Annotated in this window: 10 protein-coding genes; 6 read left to right on the plus strand and 4 right to left on the minus strand. The window is 60.3% G+C overall.

Annotation, left to right across the window (positions count from 1 at the left end; genetic code table 11):
- Positions 1-4 precede the first annotated feature (4 nt).
- Together glnL and ntrC are read left to right on the plus strand one after the other, a co-directional pair.
- A complete protein-coding gene (gene glnL, locus GTP46_RS04350) occupies positions 5-1,117 on the plus strand; it encodes a nitrogen regulation protein NR(II) (RefSeq protein ID WP_161005384.1) in 1,113 nt (370 codons plus the stop codon).
- Between the two features lie 15 nt (positions 1,118-1,132).
- Positions 1,133-2,647 (plus strand): nitrogen regulation protein NR(I), encoded by a 1,515-nt coding sequence (gene ntrC, locus GTP46_RS04355; protein ID WP_161005385.1) that lies wholly within the window; start codon positions 1,133-1,135, stop codon positions 2,645-2,647.
- On the opposite strand, the gene GTP46_RS04360 is transcribed toward ntrC, so the two are convergent.
- Complete coding sequence (locus GTP46_RS04360) at positions 2,644-3,585, minus strand: GlxA family transcriptional regulator (protein ID WP_161005386.1); 942 nt, start codon at positions 3,583-3,585, stop codon at positions 2,644-2,646. The two genes, ntrC and GTP46_RS04360, sit on opposite strands and share 4 nt — an antisense overlap.
- A 91-nt stretch (positions 3,586-3,676) precedes the next feature.
- Here GTP46_RS04360 and GTP46_RS04365 point away from each other — a divergent pair, with 91 nt between their 5' ends.
- Together GTP46_RS04365 and corA are read left to right on the plus strand one after the other, a co-directional pair.
- Positions 3,677-4,462: an SDR family NAD(P)-dependent oxidoreductase gene (locus GTP46_RS04365; protein ID WP_161005387.1), complete on the plus strand. Its 786-nt coding sequence runs from the start codon at positions 3,677-3,679 to the stop codon at positions 4,460-4,462.
- Positions 4,463-4,532: 70 nt separating this feature from the next.
- Positions 4,533-5,501 carry a magnesium/cobalt transporter CorA gene (gene corA, locus GTP46_RS04370; protein WP_161005388.1) on the plus strand — a complete coding sequence of 323 codons (969 nt, stop codon included), beginning with the start codon at positions 4,533-4,535 and terminating at the stop codon, positions 5,499-5,501.
- Positions 5,502-5,544: 43 nt separating this feature from the next.
- Here corA and GTP46_RS04375 read toward each other — a convergent pair whose 3' ends face one another.
- Positions 5,545-8,250, minus strand: a complete 2,706-nt coding sequence (locus GTP46_RS04375; RefSeq protein WP_161005389.1) for a TonB-dependent receptor — start codon at positions 8,248-8,250, stop codon at positions 5,545-5,547.
- 317 nt (positions 8,251-8,567) lie between these two features.
- Between GTP46_RS04375 and GTP46_RS04380 the strand changes: the two genes are divergently transcribed.
- The gene (locus GTP46_RS04380) at positions 8,568-9,935 is read left to right on the plus strand and encodes a sensor histidine kinase (RefSeq protein WP_161005390.1); all 1,368 of its coding nucleotides are present in this window, start codon (positions 8,568-8,570) and stop codon (positions 9,933-9,935) included.
- On the opposite strand, the gene GTP46_RS04385 is transcribed toward GTP46_RS04380, so the two are convergent.
- Positions 9,932-11,569, minus strand: coding sequence for an NAD(P)/FAD-dependent oxidoreductase (locus GTP46_RS04385; protein ID WP_161005391.1), 1,638 nt, complete (start codon positions 11,567-11,569; stop codon positions 9,932-9,934). The genes GTP46_RS04380 and GTP46_RS04385 overlap by 4 nt on opposite strands.
- Before the next feature lie 890 nt (positions 11,570-12,459).
- On the opposite strand from GTP46_RS04385, the gene GTP46_RS04390 reads away from it, so the two are divergent.
- Entirely contained in the window at positions 12,460-15,381 is a 2,922-nt protein-coding gene (locus tag GTP46_RS04390) for a TonB-dependent receptor domain-containing protein (protein ID WP_161005392.1), read from the plus strand.
- A gap of 74 nt (positions 15,382-15,455) precedes the next feature.
- On the opposite strand, the gene GTP46_RS04395 is transcribed toward GTP46_RS04390, so the two are convergent.
- On the minus strand, positions 15,456-16,181 hold the full coding sequence (locus GTP46_RS04395) for a 16S rRNA (uracil(1498)-N(3))-methyltransferase (RefSeq protein ID WP_161005393.1): 726 nt from the start codon (positions 16,179-16,181) through the stop codon (positions 15,456-15,458).
- Between the last annotated feature and the right edge of the window lie 30 nt (positions 16,182-16,211).

Here is a 16,211-nt window from a genome sequence, read left to right on the forward strand (position 1 = left end):
TGCCATGAGTATAGTCAGTAATATTGCGGCCCGTGCGGCCGCCGCCATCCACCGCCCGCCGTCACTGGCCGGGCTGGAGCTGCTGGCCTCGGCCGTGGTGGTGCTGGATGCACAGGGCCAGATCGCCTATGCCAACGCGGCTGCCGAGAACCTGCTGGAAAGCTCGCTGAAGGCGCTGTCGCGCCAGACGCTGAGCGCACAGTTCCTCAATCCCGAGGAACTGGACAACATCTGCGCGCAAGCGCGTGAACACAAATTCTCCGACTTGCGCCAGGACTTGACGCTGGAACGCGTCGGTCGCGATCCGCTGCATGTGCACAGCATTGTCTCGGCGCTGGAAGATCCCGTGGGCGGCGTGCTGATCGAGCTGCGTGAAAACCAGCAGCATCTCAAGCTGGACCGCGAGGAGCGCATCCTCGACCAGAGCCAGGTCAACAAGGAACTGATCCGCAACCTCGCGCACGAAATCAAGAACCCGCTGGGCGGCATTCGCGGCGCGGCGCAGCTGCTGGAGATGGAGCTGCCGGCGCTGCACGCGGTGCAGCTGCGCGAGTACACACAAGTCATCATCAAGGAAGCGGACCGCTTGCAAACCCTGGTGGATCGCCTGCTGGCGCCGCATCGACGGCCGCACATCGTTGGCGACGTCAACATCCACGAAGTGCTGGAGCGCGTGCGCAGCCTGATGCTGGCCGAGTTCCCGTCGGGCCTGACCATCCTGCGCGATTACGATGCCTCGATTCCCGAGTTCCGCGGCGATAAAGAACAGCTGATCCAGACCGTGCTCAACATCGCGCACAACGCCGCGCAAGCACTATCGGCGCAGATTGAAGCGGGTGAAGCGCAGATCGTTTTGAAGACGCGCGTGGCGCGTCAGGTCACGCTGGCCAAGGTCCGCTACGGGCTGGCATTAGACTTGCATATCATTGACAATGGACCGGGTATCGCACCCCAGATCCGCGACCGTATCTTCTACCCATTAGTCTCAGGCAGGGAGGGCGGCAGTGGCCTTGGCTTGACCTTGGCACAGACCTTCGTGCAACAGCACATGGGTGTGATCGAGTGCGAGAGCCGGCCTGGATTTACGGATTTCCGTATCCTGTTGCCGTTGCCATAGGAATGCACATAAACAATGAAGCCAATCTGGATAGTAGACGACGACGAATCGATCCGCTGGGTACTGGAAAAAGCATTAGCCAGGGAAAACCTGGCGACGAAGAGTTTTGCCAATGCGCGCGACGCGATTGCCGCATTGGAGTACGAGACGCCGCAAGTGCTGGTGTCCGACATCCGCATGCCGGGCGATTCCGGCCTCGACCTGCTGCAGCTGGTGAAGTCGCGCCTGCCTGGGCTGCCGGTCATCATCATCACCGCCTTCTCTGACCTGGATTCCGCTGTCGCGGCATTCCAGGGCGGCGCGTTTGAATACCTGGCCAAGCCCTTCGATATCGACAAGGCAGTGGAGCTGATCCGCCGCGCACTCGACGAAAGCTTGCGTGAAACCAGTGTCGAATCGGGGCCGACGGAAACGCCGGAAATCCTCGGCCAGGCGCCGGCCATGCAGGAAGTCTTCCGCGCGATTGGCCGCTTGTCGCAATCGAATGTGACGGTGTTGATCACTGGTGAATCCGGCTCCGGTAAAGAGCTGGTGGCGCGCGCGCTGCACAAGCACTCGCCGCGTGCCTCGCAACCGTTCATCGCGCTGAATACGGCGGCAATTCCCAAAGACTTGCTGGAGTCCGAACTGTTCGGCCATGAACGCGGCGCTTTCACTGGCGCGCAGACGACGCGCCGTGGCCGCTTTGAGCAGGCCGAAGGCGGCACGCTGTTCCTCGATGAGATCGGCGACATGCCGTTCGACTTGCAGACCCGCTTGCTGCGCGTGCTGTCAGACGGGCACTTCTACCGTGTTGGTGGTCACCAGCCGCTGAAGGCCAACGTGCGCGTGATTACGGCGACGCACCAAAATCTGGAGCAGCGCGTGCGTGAAGGCTTGTTCCGCGAAGACTTGTTCCACCGCTTGAATGTGATTCGCCTGCGCCTGCCCAGTTTGAGGGAGCGTCGTGAAGATATCCCTCTTTTGGTGCGTCACTTCCTGGTGCAGAGTGCCAAGCAACTGGGCGTGGAAGCCAAGCGCATGAGTGATGCGTCAATGCAGTTCCTGTGCAGCCTCGAACTGCCGGGCAATGTGCGCCAGCTGGAAAACCTGTGCAACTGGATCACGGTGATGGCGCCGGGGCAGACGGTGGAGATCAAGGATCTGCCGCTGGAGCTGTCGCAGGAGCAGGCTGGTGGTGGTGGTGGTGGTGCGGTTGCGCCAGCACCGGCAGCGTTGGCCGATAGCTACAGCGCGCAGGCGCATCACGGCACGGTGACTGCGGTCGCGGCGGCCGACGCTGGCGCGCTGGCCGGTTCGCCGGATGCGTGGCTGGGCTTGCTGGAATCGCAGGCTGCCAGCATGCTCAGTGGTGGTCAGCAGGAAGTGATGGCGGTGCTGGGCCGGCAGTTTGAATCGGCGCTGATCCGTACCGCGCTCAAGCACACGCACGGGCGCAAGAACGATGCGGCAGTTCGCCTGGGCATCGGCCGTAACACCATCACCCGCAAGATCGCCGAACTCGGCATCGACGGCGCCAAGGACGATTAAGCGCTTGTTCTTGCGGCGCGCTTGATTGCTTGCGGCGGCACGCCGTAGGCGCGGATGAAGGCGCGGCGCATGCGTTCGGGATCGTCGAATCCCACCTCTCGGGCAACCACGTCGATGGCGTGGTTGCCGTCTTCGATCATCACCTTTGCAGCTTCTACCCGCAGCGTTTCGATTGCCTTGGCTGGCGATTGTCCGGTCTCCAATCTGAATGTGCGCGTGAACTGGCGGCGGCTTAGATGTGCAGCGTCGGCCAGTTCGTCCACCGATAATGGCTTGCGCAGGTTGCGCTTGGCGTAGGTCAGCGCAGTCTGGATGCGGTCCGACTTCGGCTCCAGTTCCAGCAGTGCCGAGAACTGCGACTGCCCGCCGGTGCGCCGGTGATACACCACCATCTTGCGCGCCACCGCACGCGCCAGTTCGGCGCCGTGGTCCGCTTCCACCAGCGCAAGCGCGAGGTCGATGCAGGCGGTCATGCCGGCCGAACTCCATACGCGGTCATCCTCAATAAAAATGCGGTCTTCTTCCACGCGGGTGCGCGGATGCTGGCGTTGCAGTTCGCGCGCCAGTGCCCAGTGCGTGGTGACGCGGCGGCCTTCCAGCAATCCCGCTTCAGCCAGCTGGAATGCGCCGGTGCAGATGCTGGCGGTGCGCCGCGAAGCCTGGCTGGCCTCGCGCAAAAACGCCACGAAGGCCGGAGTCGACGGCATCACTTCCATGGCGCCCGCCACCATGATGGTGTCAAAGCCCGGTGCGCCGAAACGCTGCGTCACCACCGGTACGCCGGCCGAACTCAACACCGGGCCGCCGTGCTCGGACAGCATCTGCAGTTCGTAGTACGGCCCGCCCGGCATGGCGTTGGCCACTTCGAACACCGTCACTGCCGCCAGGTCGACGATCTGGAAACCGGGGAACAGCATCAAACCGATGGATTTTTTCATGATGGCCCAAATTGAGGTATCTACGTCACATGGGCCTTAGTGTGCGCCGCTACACTGGGCTTGTCAACTCCATCGAAAAGGAACAAACATCATGAAAACCGCACTGATTACCGGCGCTTCCTCGGGCATAGGCGCTGTCTATGCCGACCGTCTGGCCCGCCGTGGTTACGACCTGATCCTGGTGGCGCGCGACGCTGCCAAGCTGTCCGCACTGGCGGCTCAATTGGAGGGCGCGACCGGCCGCAAGGTCGACACCATCGCCGCCGATCTTGGCGTGAGCGCCGACTTGCGCCGTGTCGAACAGCGGTTGGCCAGCGACAGCAGCATCACCATGCTGGTGAATAACGCCGGCCTCGGCGCCGTCAAATCACTGATCGATTCGACACCGGAAGAACTCGATACCATGGTCAACGTGAACGTCACCGCGTTGACACGCTTGACCCGCGCCGCCGCGCCGGGCCTGGTGGCGCGCGGCGAAGGAGCGATCATCAACATCTCGTCGATTGTGGCGCTCAAGCCGGAGCTGCTGAACGGCGTGTACGGCGGTAGCAAGGCGTATGTGCTGGCGCTGAGCCAATCGCTGCATCACGAACTGGGTGGCAAAGGCGTGCAGGTGCAAGCTGTGCTGCCGGGCGCGATCGCCACGCCGTTCTGGGACCGTGCCGGCCACGCGGTCGAGAACCTGCCAGCGGAGTGGGTGATGACGCCGGAAGACCTGGTGGACGCCGCGCTGGCCGGCTTCGACCAGCGGGAGCTGGTGACCGTGCCGTCGTTGCCGGACCTGAACGATTTCAACAACATGGAGCAGGCACGCCACGCGCTGGCCGGCAACCTGTCGCGCAACAAGCCGGGCGTGCGCTATTTAACGCCAGCGTAATCTAGCGCAGCAGTGGTTTGAGGTAAGCTCTTGGCTGACGAAGCCAAGGGCTTTTTTTTATGGAAGACGTATGCTGATTAATTGCGTGGCCTATCAGGATGGTAAAAAACTGGCCGACATTCCGGTGGAAGACATTAGCGACTATGTCGAGAAGCCGGAGACCTTTGTCTGGGTCGCTCTGCGCGACGCCCAGCCGGAGGAACTGACCCAGATGCAGGAAGAATTCGGCCTGCACGAACTGGCGGTGGAAGATGCCCGGCGCGGCCACCAGCGCCCCAAGATCGAGGAATATGGCGACTCGCTGTTCGTGGTGGTGAAGACCATCGAATGCCGCGGCGGCGAAGTGGCGGTGGGCGAGGTCGATATTTTCGTCGGCCAGAATTATGTGCTGTCGTCACGCCATGGCGAGGCGCAGCAAGGCTTCCTCGGCGTGCGTGCGCGGGCCGAACGCGAGCCGCACATGCTGCGCCTCGGCCCGGCCTTTGTGCTGTACGCGTTGATGGATGCGGTGGTGGACCGCTACTTCCCGGTGCTCGATATGCTGGAGACGGAGCTGGAAAAAATCGAGGAGCTGATCTTCACGCAAGGCCAGCAGCGCGACAACATCCAGCGCCTGTATGAGTTGAAGGGCAAGGTGACGGTGGTGCGCCACGTGGTCGCGCCGCTGATGGAGGCGGTGGGGCGTTTGCACGGCGGCCGTGTGCCGTCGATGTGTCTGGAAACGCAGGAATACTTCCGCGATGTGCACGATCACCTGCACCGCATCAGCACGTCGCTGGACGGCATTCGCGACACCATCGCGACGGCGATCCAGGTCAACCTGTCGATGGTGGCGATTGAGGAAAGCGAAGTGAATAAACGGCTGGCGGCATGGGCGGCGATCTTTGCGATCGTGACGGCGTTCGCCGGGCTGTGGGGCATGAATTTCAAATACATGCCGGAGCTGGACTGGAAGTATGGCTATCCGATGGCGATTGTAGTGATGGTCGGCGTGTGTTTTTACCTGCATCGGCGCTTCAAGAAAGCCGGCTGGTTATAAAAAAAATCCCGGCCGAAGCCGGGATTTTTATAGCAACTTCAAGTTAGAAGTTGTAGGTAGCGCGTACGTACAAGGTACGGCCAACTGGGTCGGTGTAACGTGGATCGTAACCGGCCTGGAAGGTGGTTGCCTGGTACGACAGTGGTGGTTCTTTGTCGAACAGGTTACGCACGCCAGCGGTCAGGGTCAGGCTCTTGATCGCTTCCCACGAAGCATAGCCGTCGAAGGTGCTATACGACGCTACGCGGTGGTCTGGATGATCTTCAACCGGTTGATCCTGGTAGCCCGTCTTGTAGTGCGCGGTCAGGCCGGCACCGAACTTGCCTTGGGTCCAGTTCAGGTTGGCGGTGTTCTGCCAGCGGAAGATCACGCCGCTACCCGAGAATACACCGACGTTCTGGTGCATCACGTCGCCGATGAAGTTCTGGTACTCGTACTTGTGTACCCAGGTGGCGTTGTCGGAGAAGGTGAAGGTACCGAAGTCCTTGGTGCGCAGCTTGTAGGTTGCCGACAGGTCGACACCGTTGGTGTTGACGTCGCCCAGGTTCTGGTTACGCAGGTCGATATAACCGCAGGTGACTGGGTTAGGGCACTGCGAACCGTCGGTTGCCAGGTCGCCGGCAGCGTTACGGTGGTAGTACGACGCGAAGGTCGCTGGATCGGTCAGCACGTCGAAGTCCTGCAGGTGCGAGATCTGCTGGGTCATGCGGATCGACCACCAGGTCGCTTCCAGCGACAGGTTGTTGATCGGTTCCCAAACGACGCCCAGGGAGCCGGTTTTCGAGCGCTCTGGATTCAGGTTGGCGTTACCACCGTTCAGCACCTGGAACTGCTGTTTGCAGTTTGCCGCAGCCGACTTGCCTGGGATCGGGGTGCCGCCTGGGCAGTTGACCGGATCGTTCAGGGTGTTGCCGGAGTTGGTGTAGGTGTTCTGGGCGTTGATTTCATACAGCGAAGGCGCACGGAAGCCCTTCGAGTACGAACCGCGCAGCAGCACGTCTTTCACCGGACGGAAGGTGAAGGCAAACTTCGGATTGAAGGTGTGGCCGAAATCGCTGTACTTGTCGTAACGGAAGGCAGCGGTCAGGTCCAGGTTCTTCAGTACTGGCAGGTTCAGTTCCGAGAAGAAGGCCGACACGTTACGGGTGCCTGCGTTCAGGGTCGCTGGGTCGATACCGGTCGAAGCGATCACTTTTTCAGCGAACGGGGCGTTAGCCGCGCTGCGGAATTCCTGGTGTTCGTATTGCGCGCCCACCGCCAGTGCAGCTTCGTGGCCGGCGTTCAGCCAGTCACCCACTTCGCGGCTGGCCTTGAAGTCGGCGCCCTTGCTGGTGCCTTTGGCGTTCATGATGTTGCCGCTCAGTGCAGCGCTGTTCAGCAGGGCAGTGCCGGCTGCGCTCTGGTCGCCGAACACGTTGATCACGCCATCCAGCACGCCTTTGGTGATGATGCCGCCATCGCTGTAACCGTACAGGTTTTCAGTGACTTTGTTTTCGTTGTAGGACACGGCGGTCTGGTAATCCCAGCCTGCTACGATGCCTTTCAGCTCAACCACCAGACGCTGCTGCTTGTTGATGTTTTCGTCAGCACGCGAGCCGTTCGGCAGGTCGCGCCATTTGGCGTGCACGAAGCCTGGCTGTACCCCTGCGGTGTTGGCACCGCCGGTGTCCATGTAGGTCGGGTCCAGCGTCACAGCAGCCGGGGTGCTGCCATTGCCTGGGTAGTAAGGGTTCAGCGAGCCGTCGGGACGCAGGCGGTTGATGTACAGGCCGCCGTATGGCACCGGTGCGATTGCGCTCTGGACCTTGCTCTGGGTCGACAGGAACTCTACGCCCAGTTCGTGGTTTTCATTGATCTTGAAGGTACCCTTGACCAGGCCGGTGGTGCGCTCGCTCTTCGGGATGTAGTCCACGAACGAGGAGGTGGTCATCAGGCAGGAGCCGTCGCCAGCCGAGATCAGGTGGCTACCGGTGGTGCAGCCAGGACCGGCTGGGTTAGCCGACTGGGTCTGGTAGTAGTTGGCCGGGAAGGTCGAGCCCGACAGGCCACCCGGATAGCGGGTGTTGAAGTCGCGCTGGGTGCCGCCGATGCGGTGCTGTTCCTGGTGGTCCACCATCGCGAAGATGTTGAAGCCGTTCTTGTCCAGGTCGCCCCAGCCGTAGCCGATGTTGGCGTTGTTGGTGAAGCCGCCGTCGTGCTGCGGATTGTCCGCGCCGAGGGTGACGGTGCCGCCCTGGTAATCTTTTTTGGTGATGAAGTTGATCACGCCGCCCACTGCATCCGAGCCGTACAGCGAGGAAGCGCCGTCACGCAGCACTTCAACGCGCTCCAGCGCGGCGAATGGGATCATGTTCAGGTCAGGCGCCGAGCTGTCGAAGGCGTTGTTCGCGAGGCGACGGCCGTTCAGCAGGATCAGGGTCTTGTTGGCGCCGATGCCGCGCAGGTTGGCGAACGAAGCGCCGCCGGTGCCTAAGCCAACTACCTGGCTGGTACCTTGCTGCGACTGCGAGACGCTCAGGTTGGCCAGTACTTGCTCAACCGTGGTGATGCCTTCCTTTTTCAGGTCAGCCATTTTCACTACGGTCACAGGAACGGCGGTCTCAGCGTCGATACGCTTGATTGCCGAACCGGTAATTTCAACGCGCTGGATAGGCGCATCTTGGGCGAATGCTGGTTGTGCCAGCATCAGAGCGGCGCTGCCCGCAAACATCACGCGCAGCGAACGCGACAAAACAGTTTCCATCATCATTGACAACTCCTTGGGGGGTGTTTCTTGGCACTTTATTATTGGAACTTACACTATGAATAATTTATAAATAAAATTATTCACGGCGAGGCCATCAGACCATTTGGTGGCGTGGACGGTCAATCCACGGTCTGTAACAACTTTGAAATAAACAACACTTCCTACGGTTTTTGCATAAAATATCGCGTTTTTTACACAAAAATACAAAATTTTCGACCGATTATGGCGTAAACGTGCTAGCTGTACCGTAAATATTCAACCATGTTTACGTTGCAAAATAACGATACAATGGGCAAGACTTAGCGACCTGGAGCCAGGCTATGAGCGAGGAAAAACAGGCGGCGCCGCTGTTTGATGCGGCCGACGGCAGGACGTTGGCCGAAGTTGCGCTGCGCTCGATTACCGACTCGACGGCGCGCGCGCGCGGCGACGATTTTCTGCGCATCCTGGTACGCGACCTGGCGCGGGCGCTGGACGTCACCTACGTGATTGCCGGCCGCGTCATCACCCTCGACGACGGCGACGAAGGCATCCGTACCCTGGCGGTGTGGGCCGACCAGGATTACCTGCCCAATATGGAGTACAGCCTGCGCCACACGCCGTGCCAGGATGTGACCGAGCAGTGCATGTGTTTCCACGCCAGCGGCATCCAGGCCGACTATCCGCAAGACACCCTGCTGGTCGACATGAAGGCCGAAAGCTACATCGGCATGCCGATGGTCGATACCGAGGGGCGCACCATGGGCATCCTGTCGGCCATCGACACCAAGCCGATTTCCGAAGACAAGCGCCTGCTGGCGCTATCGCTGCTGTCGATCTTCACCGCGCGTGGCTCGGCCGAGCTGCAGCACCAGGACCGCGAGCAGCTGCTGGAGGCCAAGGTCCAGCGCCGCACCGAGGCGCTGCTGGCGGCGCAGGCAACGCTGGTCGAACAGGAAAAAATGGTGGCGCTGGGTGCGCTGGTGGCGGGCGTGGCGCACGAGGTCAATACGCCGATCGGGGTGGCGGTGACGGCTGCTTCGACCATGGTCAGCTATGCCGAAGATATGCTCAAATGCGTGAACGGCGAGCGTGTCAGCCGCTCCGAATTGCAGACCACGGCGCAGCGCTTGCGCGAAGGCGCGCAGCTGATCGAGCGCAACCTGGCGCGCGCTGCCGATTTGATCGGCAACTTCAAGCAGCTGGCGGTGGACCAGGGCAGCGAGCATGTGACGGAAGTGGCCTTGCGTGAGCACGCGCTGAGCGTGGTGTCGGCGCACGGGCCGGAGCTGCGCAAGGTTGGCATTAGCGTCGAGGTCGATATCGCGGCGGATTTGCGCACCCGGCTGGACTCCGGGCGCTGGTCGCAAGTGCTGTCCAACCTGCTGATGAACGCGGCCAAGCACGCCTATCCAAGCGGCGGTCCCGGCAAGGTGACGCTGTCGGCGCGCAGGGTGCTGGAAGGCGGTGTCTACTGGCTGCTGGTGGAGTTTTGCGACGATGGCGTCGGCCTGACGCCGGAAGTGCGCGAGCGTTTGTTTGAGCCGTTCTTCACGACCAAGCGCGGGCAGGGCGGTTCAGGGCTGGGCATGCATATCGTTTATACGATTGTGCACCAGATGGGAGGGCAGGTCGCGGTGGCCAGCACCGCGCCTGCAGACGGCTGCCGCATCAAGCTGCGGCTGCCGGTGCGGGATGCGAAGGCTTAGGCCTTTTCTGCCGCCAGCGACAGCGCCACGGCTTCCGCCACTTTGATGCCGTCAACACCTGCCGACAAAATGCCGCCCGCGTAACCGGCGCCTTCGCCGGCCGGGAACAAGCCCTTGGTGTTCAGGCTTTGCAGCGTATCGTCGCGGCGCTTGATGCGGATCGGCGATGAGGTACGCGTCTCCAGTCCGGTCAGCAAGGCGTCGTGCTTGAAGTAGCCCTTGATCTGCTTGTCGAAAGCAGGGAAGGCTTCGCGCAGCGCGGTCACCGCATACTCCGGCAGGATCTGCGCCAAATCGGTCAGTGTGATGCCCGGTTTGTACGACGGCACTACCGCGCCGAAATCGGTCGAAGCCTTGCCGGCCACGAAGTCGCCCATCAGCTGGCCCGGCGCGTTGTAGGTGCCGCCGCCCAGGTGGAAGGCTTTCTCTTCGAGCTCGCGCTGGAAGGCGATGCCAGCCAGCGGGTGGCCCGGGTAATCGACTTCCGGCGAAATGCTGACCACGATCGCGCTGTTGGCGTTGCGCTCGTTGCGCGAGTACTGGCTCATGCCGTTGGTGACCACGCGGCCCGGTTCGGACGCCGCCGCCACCACCGTGCCGCCCGGGCACATGCAGAAGCTGTACACCGCGCGGCCATTGGAGGCGTGGTGCACCAGCTTGTAGTCGGCCGCACCGAGGAGAGGGTGGCCGGCATTCGGACCAAAGCGGCAGGTGTCGATCAGCGATTGCGGGTGCTCGACACGGAAGCCGATCGAGAACGGCTTGGCTTCGATGTAGACGCCGCGTTCATACAGCATTTCGAAGGTGTCGCGCGCGCTGTGGCCGATGGCCAGTACCACGTGGTTGGTGGCGATCTGCTCGCCGCTCTCCAGCGTGATGCCGCGCACCTGGCGGCCGTCGGCCGTTTCCTCGATCTCGATGTCGGTCACCTTGCTGGAGAAGCGGTATTCGCCGCCCAGCGCCTCGATGTTTTCGCGCATCGATTCCACCATCTTCACCAAACGGAAAGTGCCGATGTGCGGCTTGCTGACGTAGATGATTTCTTCCGGCGCGCCAGCTTTGACGAACTCGGTCAGTACCTTGCGGCCGTAGTGTTTCGGGTCCTTGATCTGGCTGTACAGCTTGCCGTCCGAGAAGGTGCCGGCGCCGCCTTCGCCAAACTGCACATTCGATTCCGGGTTCAGTTTGCGCTGGCGCCAGAAACCGAAAGTATCGACGGTGCGCTCGCGCACGATCTTGCCGCGTTCAACGATGATCGGACGCAAGCCCATCTGCGCCAGGATCAGGGCAGCCAGCAGGCCGCACGGGCCGATGCCGATCACCACCGGGCGCTGGAAGTCGGCGCGGGCGGCAATCGCCGCGCCGTCGGCGACGAATTTATAGCTGGTGTCCGGCGACGGCATGATGTGCGCGTCGTGATGGTGCTGCTGCAGCACGGCTGCTTCGTTCTTCAGTGCGATATCGATCGCGTAGATCAGCACGATGGCGGTTTTCTTGCGGGCGTCGTAGCTGCGTTTGTAGATGGTAAAGCCGAGCAGTTCATCGGCGTTAATGCCCAGGCGCGCGAGGATGGCGGCCGGCAGTTCTGCTTCCGTGTGGTTCAGTGGAAGCTTGAGTTCGTTCAGTCTCAACATGGTGGATTTCCAGCGGGTGACAGGGCTCCGTAGCTAGCGGAGAGCGGCGCGGCCATCCCCCTCGGGAAGCGGCCGCAGGCGCTATTTTACCCTTTGCGGACGGCCCCGGTCTAACAGCCCCGGGTGAATATTAGCGGGCACCAGCGGCATATTAAAAGCCAGGGCCGGCGGATTAATTCATATTTAAATAGTCGTTAAATAAAATTAGAAATTAATTTATAAAACGAAAAACGCATAAGCTTATGCACCAAATTATTCAGGAATGCACTAAAACCGTGCGTTGTGAGAAAACAACATTCATACCAAAAAGCAACTTTTGTTATAAGGACGTTTTCGGACCAGAGTAGGCGAACAACTGTGTTTTTGTGCCCATAATGACACACAGGTAATGATGCATCGCACAAATATTGATGTTTACTCAATTTCACTGTGGTAATACAAACACACGATTTTGCAAAAATCAACAACATTTAATTCGTTTTTACGCATTTTTGCACAAATAAAAGCATTGTTACATATTGAATTGGTGAATGCTTAATGAAAAATTCCGCAGTGCAGCAAAAATCTTCTCGTAAAATACTTGCATTGTTTCAGGGCTTGTCTTTCGTTGTTTTCATGAAACATTGCTCGTCCGCGGTTGACAGTTTTAGTAAGGCAATGGTTTCATGCAATGCGCCTGCAAATCACGATTTTGCCAGGTGTTAATAAGCGAGATTCAGCACCCTGATAATCACCCAGAGGCCATTCGGTCCCGAGGCTATATCAATATCACAGGTTAAAAGAATCCTTCAGGCTGGCCTTTTATATATGCCGGGTTTTTAAATAAAAACCGGCGTGTTACTGGGTTGGGTTCCTCTCCATCCGGAGAGTTCAATAATGGGAGTTTTACAATGATTCAAGAGAAGATGATGTCGCGTACCTTGCGCAGCGTGTTCGCCGGCTCGATGCTGGTTGGCATGACCGCAATGATGCATAACGCCATTGCACAGGAAGCCGCACCGCAGAAAATCGAATCGGTGCAAGTGACCGGTACCCGCATTACCACCCCAGGCACCACCTCGACCAGCCCGATTTCCTCCGTGAGCGCCGAGGAAATCAAATCGTCCCAGCCTGTTGCGGTTGAAGAGTTCTTCAAAGGCCTGCCAGCTGCTGTGCCAGCAATCGGCCCAGGCACCAACAATGGTTCCGCCGGCGGCGCAACCATCGACCTGCGTGGTCTTGGCCCTAACCGTACCCTGGTGATGATCAATGGTCGCCGCCTGGTACCGTTCAACCTGAACGGCACCGTCGACACCAACTCGATTCCTATCGCCCTGCTGAGCCGCGTTGACCTGCTGACCGGTGGTGCATCGGTAGCCTACGGCGCCGACGCAGTGGCGGGTGTGGTCAACTTCAACCTGAAGAAAAACTTCACCGGTATCGACGTTACCACCTCGTACGGCGGCACCGCTGACCAGCACGACGGCAAACGCAAGCGCACCGACCTGACCATGGGCGCCAACCTCGATGACGGCCGCGGCAACGTGGTGCTGAGCATCGGCAAAACCACCTCGGATCCAGTGACCCAGGGTGCACGCGACTACGGCAAGACCAGCCTGAGCTCGGTGACCGGCAAGCCTACCGGCTCCAACACCACCATTCCTTCCGGCTTCGCCATCAGCAAGGGCGCCGGCGGTACCGATACCCTGGCAGGCAACTGGCAGATCGACCCATCCAGTGGCAAGCTGGTCAGCCCACTGGTGCAGTACAACACCAACCCGCTGAACTACTACGCCACTGGCCTGGATCGTACCCAAGCGACCTCGCTGGCGCACTACAAGATCAACGACAATGCTGACGTGTATGCTGAAGTGTTCTACACCACCAGCAAAGTGAGCTCGACCCTGGCAGAATCGGGTACCTTCGGCAACGTCTTCAACGTGCCTATCGGTAACGCCTTCATTCCAGACGCAGCGCGTCAACAGATTTGCGATCGCCGCGGCATTCCAGCAGCGAGCTGCATCGTCGGCAACACCACCCTGGTGCCGATGACGGTTAACCGCCGCTTTGTGGAACTGGGCCCACGTTACAACAACTTTGACAACAAAACCCTGCAATACAACTTGGGCGTCAAGGGCGACCTGATCCTGGACTGGACCTACGATGCGTCGTGGAGCCGCGGCACCGCCGACCAGATCCAGACCCGTCTGAACTGGGGTTCGCTGTCGAAAGTCCAACAAGCGCTGAACGCTGTTAGCACCACCGCTTGTATCAACACTGCCAACAACTGCGTACCGTTGAACGTGTTCGGCGCCGCCGGCAGCATCACCCCGGCCCAGCTGGGCTTCATCAACTCGAGCGCAATCCTGCTGCAAAACGTCAAGCAAGACGTAGCATCGATCAACTTCTCGGGCGACTTCGGTAACAAGTTCGTCAGCCCACTGGCTGGCCTGCCGATCACCATGGCAATCAGCGGCGAGCAACGTAAAGTAACCGCCGGCACCCAGTCGGACGCTGCCTCGCAGATCCAGAGCGAAGTGCTGGGCACCGGCGCGCCGACCCCGGACCGCGTTGGTACCTTCTCGCTGAAAGAATACGCAGCTGAAGCGCAAATCCCGCTGATCAAGGACAAGCCATTCGTGCGCTCCCTGAACGCAGAAGCCGGCTACCGTGAATCCTCGTTCGAAACCGCTGGCGCCAAGCAAAGCTACGGCAGCTGGAAAATCGGCGGCGACTGGGAGCCAGTACGCTCGCTGCGTTTCCGCGGCAACGTGCAGAAAGCCACCCGCGCACCGAACGTGAACGAACTGTTCCAGCCACAGACCACTGGTCTGTCGAATCTGGCAGTCGATCCTTGCCAAGGCAACCTGGTCAACCAGGCTGACGGCAACAAGGCCGGCACCCTGTCGAACCTGTGCCGCCTGACCGGCGTGCCAACCAGCGAACTGGGTTCGGTACCAGTGCCATCGTCGGGCCAGATCAACAACCTGACCGGCGGCAATCCTAAGCTGGGCCCTGAGGAAGCGAAAACCAAAACCATCGGTTTCGTGTGGGAGCCTCTGCCTAAGCTGGCGATCTCGCTGGACTACTACAAGATCAAGATCGACAAAGCAGTGTCGAGCCTGAGCACCACCGACGTTCTGGACGCTTGCTACAAAAACAATCCGTCCTTCACGTTTAACGACGCTTGCGCACTGGTTGGCCGTAACCCAGCCAACGGTACTTTCAACGGCGCCGACTCGAAAGGTGTTGCCACCCCACTGTCGAACTCGGGTAACCAGTCGACCAGCGGTTTCGATCTGAACGTGAACTACAAACTGCAGGCTAAGCAGCTGAACCTGGATCCGAAGTACGGTAACTTCGACCTGGCCTTCGCCCTGAACCAGGTACAGACCTTCCTGTTCCAAGGCACGCCAAGCTCGGTTAACCGTGATTGCGTTGGCTACTACTCGGTGGCTTGCGCTTCGATCAGCAACTCGACCGCTCCAGTGTACAAGCGCAAGTTCAACCAGCGCACCACCTGGAACGTGGGTGAGTTCGCAGTGGGCTACAACTGGCGTTATGTCAGCGCAGTGGATGTCGAACCAGGTTCGGGCACCTTCCTGCCACAGTACTCGCACATCAGCGCTTACAACTATGTGGACCTGTCGGGTGTTTGGAACTTCAACAAAAACCTGCGCTTCAACGTCAGCGTCAACAACGCTGCTAACAAGAAGCCGCCTATCGTCGGTGCTAACGTGTCGACCACTTCGATGGACAGTGGTAACACCTTCCCTAACGCGTATGACGCACTGGGTCGTTATGTCACCTTCGGTGCTAGCCTGAAGTTCTAATCTTCAAGCCAGCATAAAAAATCCCGCCACGGCCGCAAGGCCGGGCGGGATTTTTCTTTTTGGCGCGCTCTATATTAGAGGCCGCCCCAGGCCGCGCTCAAAATCGATACTGCTGCCAGCGCTGCCGTCTCGGTACGCAGGATGCGCGGGCCCATAGCCAGGGGTAGGGCGCCGTGGCGCAGCGCCAGGTCTTCCTCTTGCTCGCTGAGGCCGCCCTCGGGGCCGACCACCAAGGTTACTGCCTGCGCTGCGTGATGGCGCGACCAGTCGGCCAGCGACTGCTCGGCGCGCGGCGTCAGGATGATGCGGCGGTGCATATCTTGCTGGGTGATCCAGTGTTTATAGTCTTGCGGCGGCGCCAGCTGGGCTACCCGGTTGCGGCCGCATTGCTCGGACGCCGAGACGATGATGCCGCGCCAGTGTTCCAGCTTCTTTTCCGCGCGCTCAGCCGACAGCTTGACCACGCAGCGCTGTGCCGCCAGCGGCTGGAAGCCGGACACCCCCAGTTCGATGGCTTTTTCGATAATCCAGTCCATCTTGCTGCCCTCGGGCAGGGCTTGCGCCAGTGTCACGGCAAAGGGCAGCTCGACCTCGCGCGGCGTGTGGGCCTTGATTTCGGCGCTGACGCTGCGGCGGGCAATATCGCTCAGGCTGGCGGTATATTCGCCGCCTTCGCCATTGAACAGCGTGATCAGGTCGCCCGGCGCCAGGCGCAGCACTTGGACATGGTGGGCGACCGCCTCGGGCAAGGCGACGAACTGGCCGATGGCCAAGGGCTGGGGGCAAAAGAAGCGGGGCATAAACGTGGTATCCGGGTAAGTAGAGCTGCA

The sequence above is a fragment of the Duganella flavida genome, assembly GCF_009857445.1.
Taxonomy (GTDB): Bacteria; Pseudomonadota; Gammaproteobacteria; order Burkholderiales; family Burkholderiaceae_D; genus Rugamonas; species Rugamonas flavida.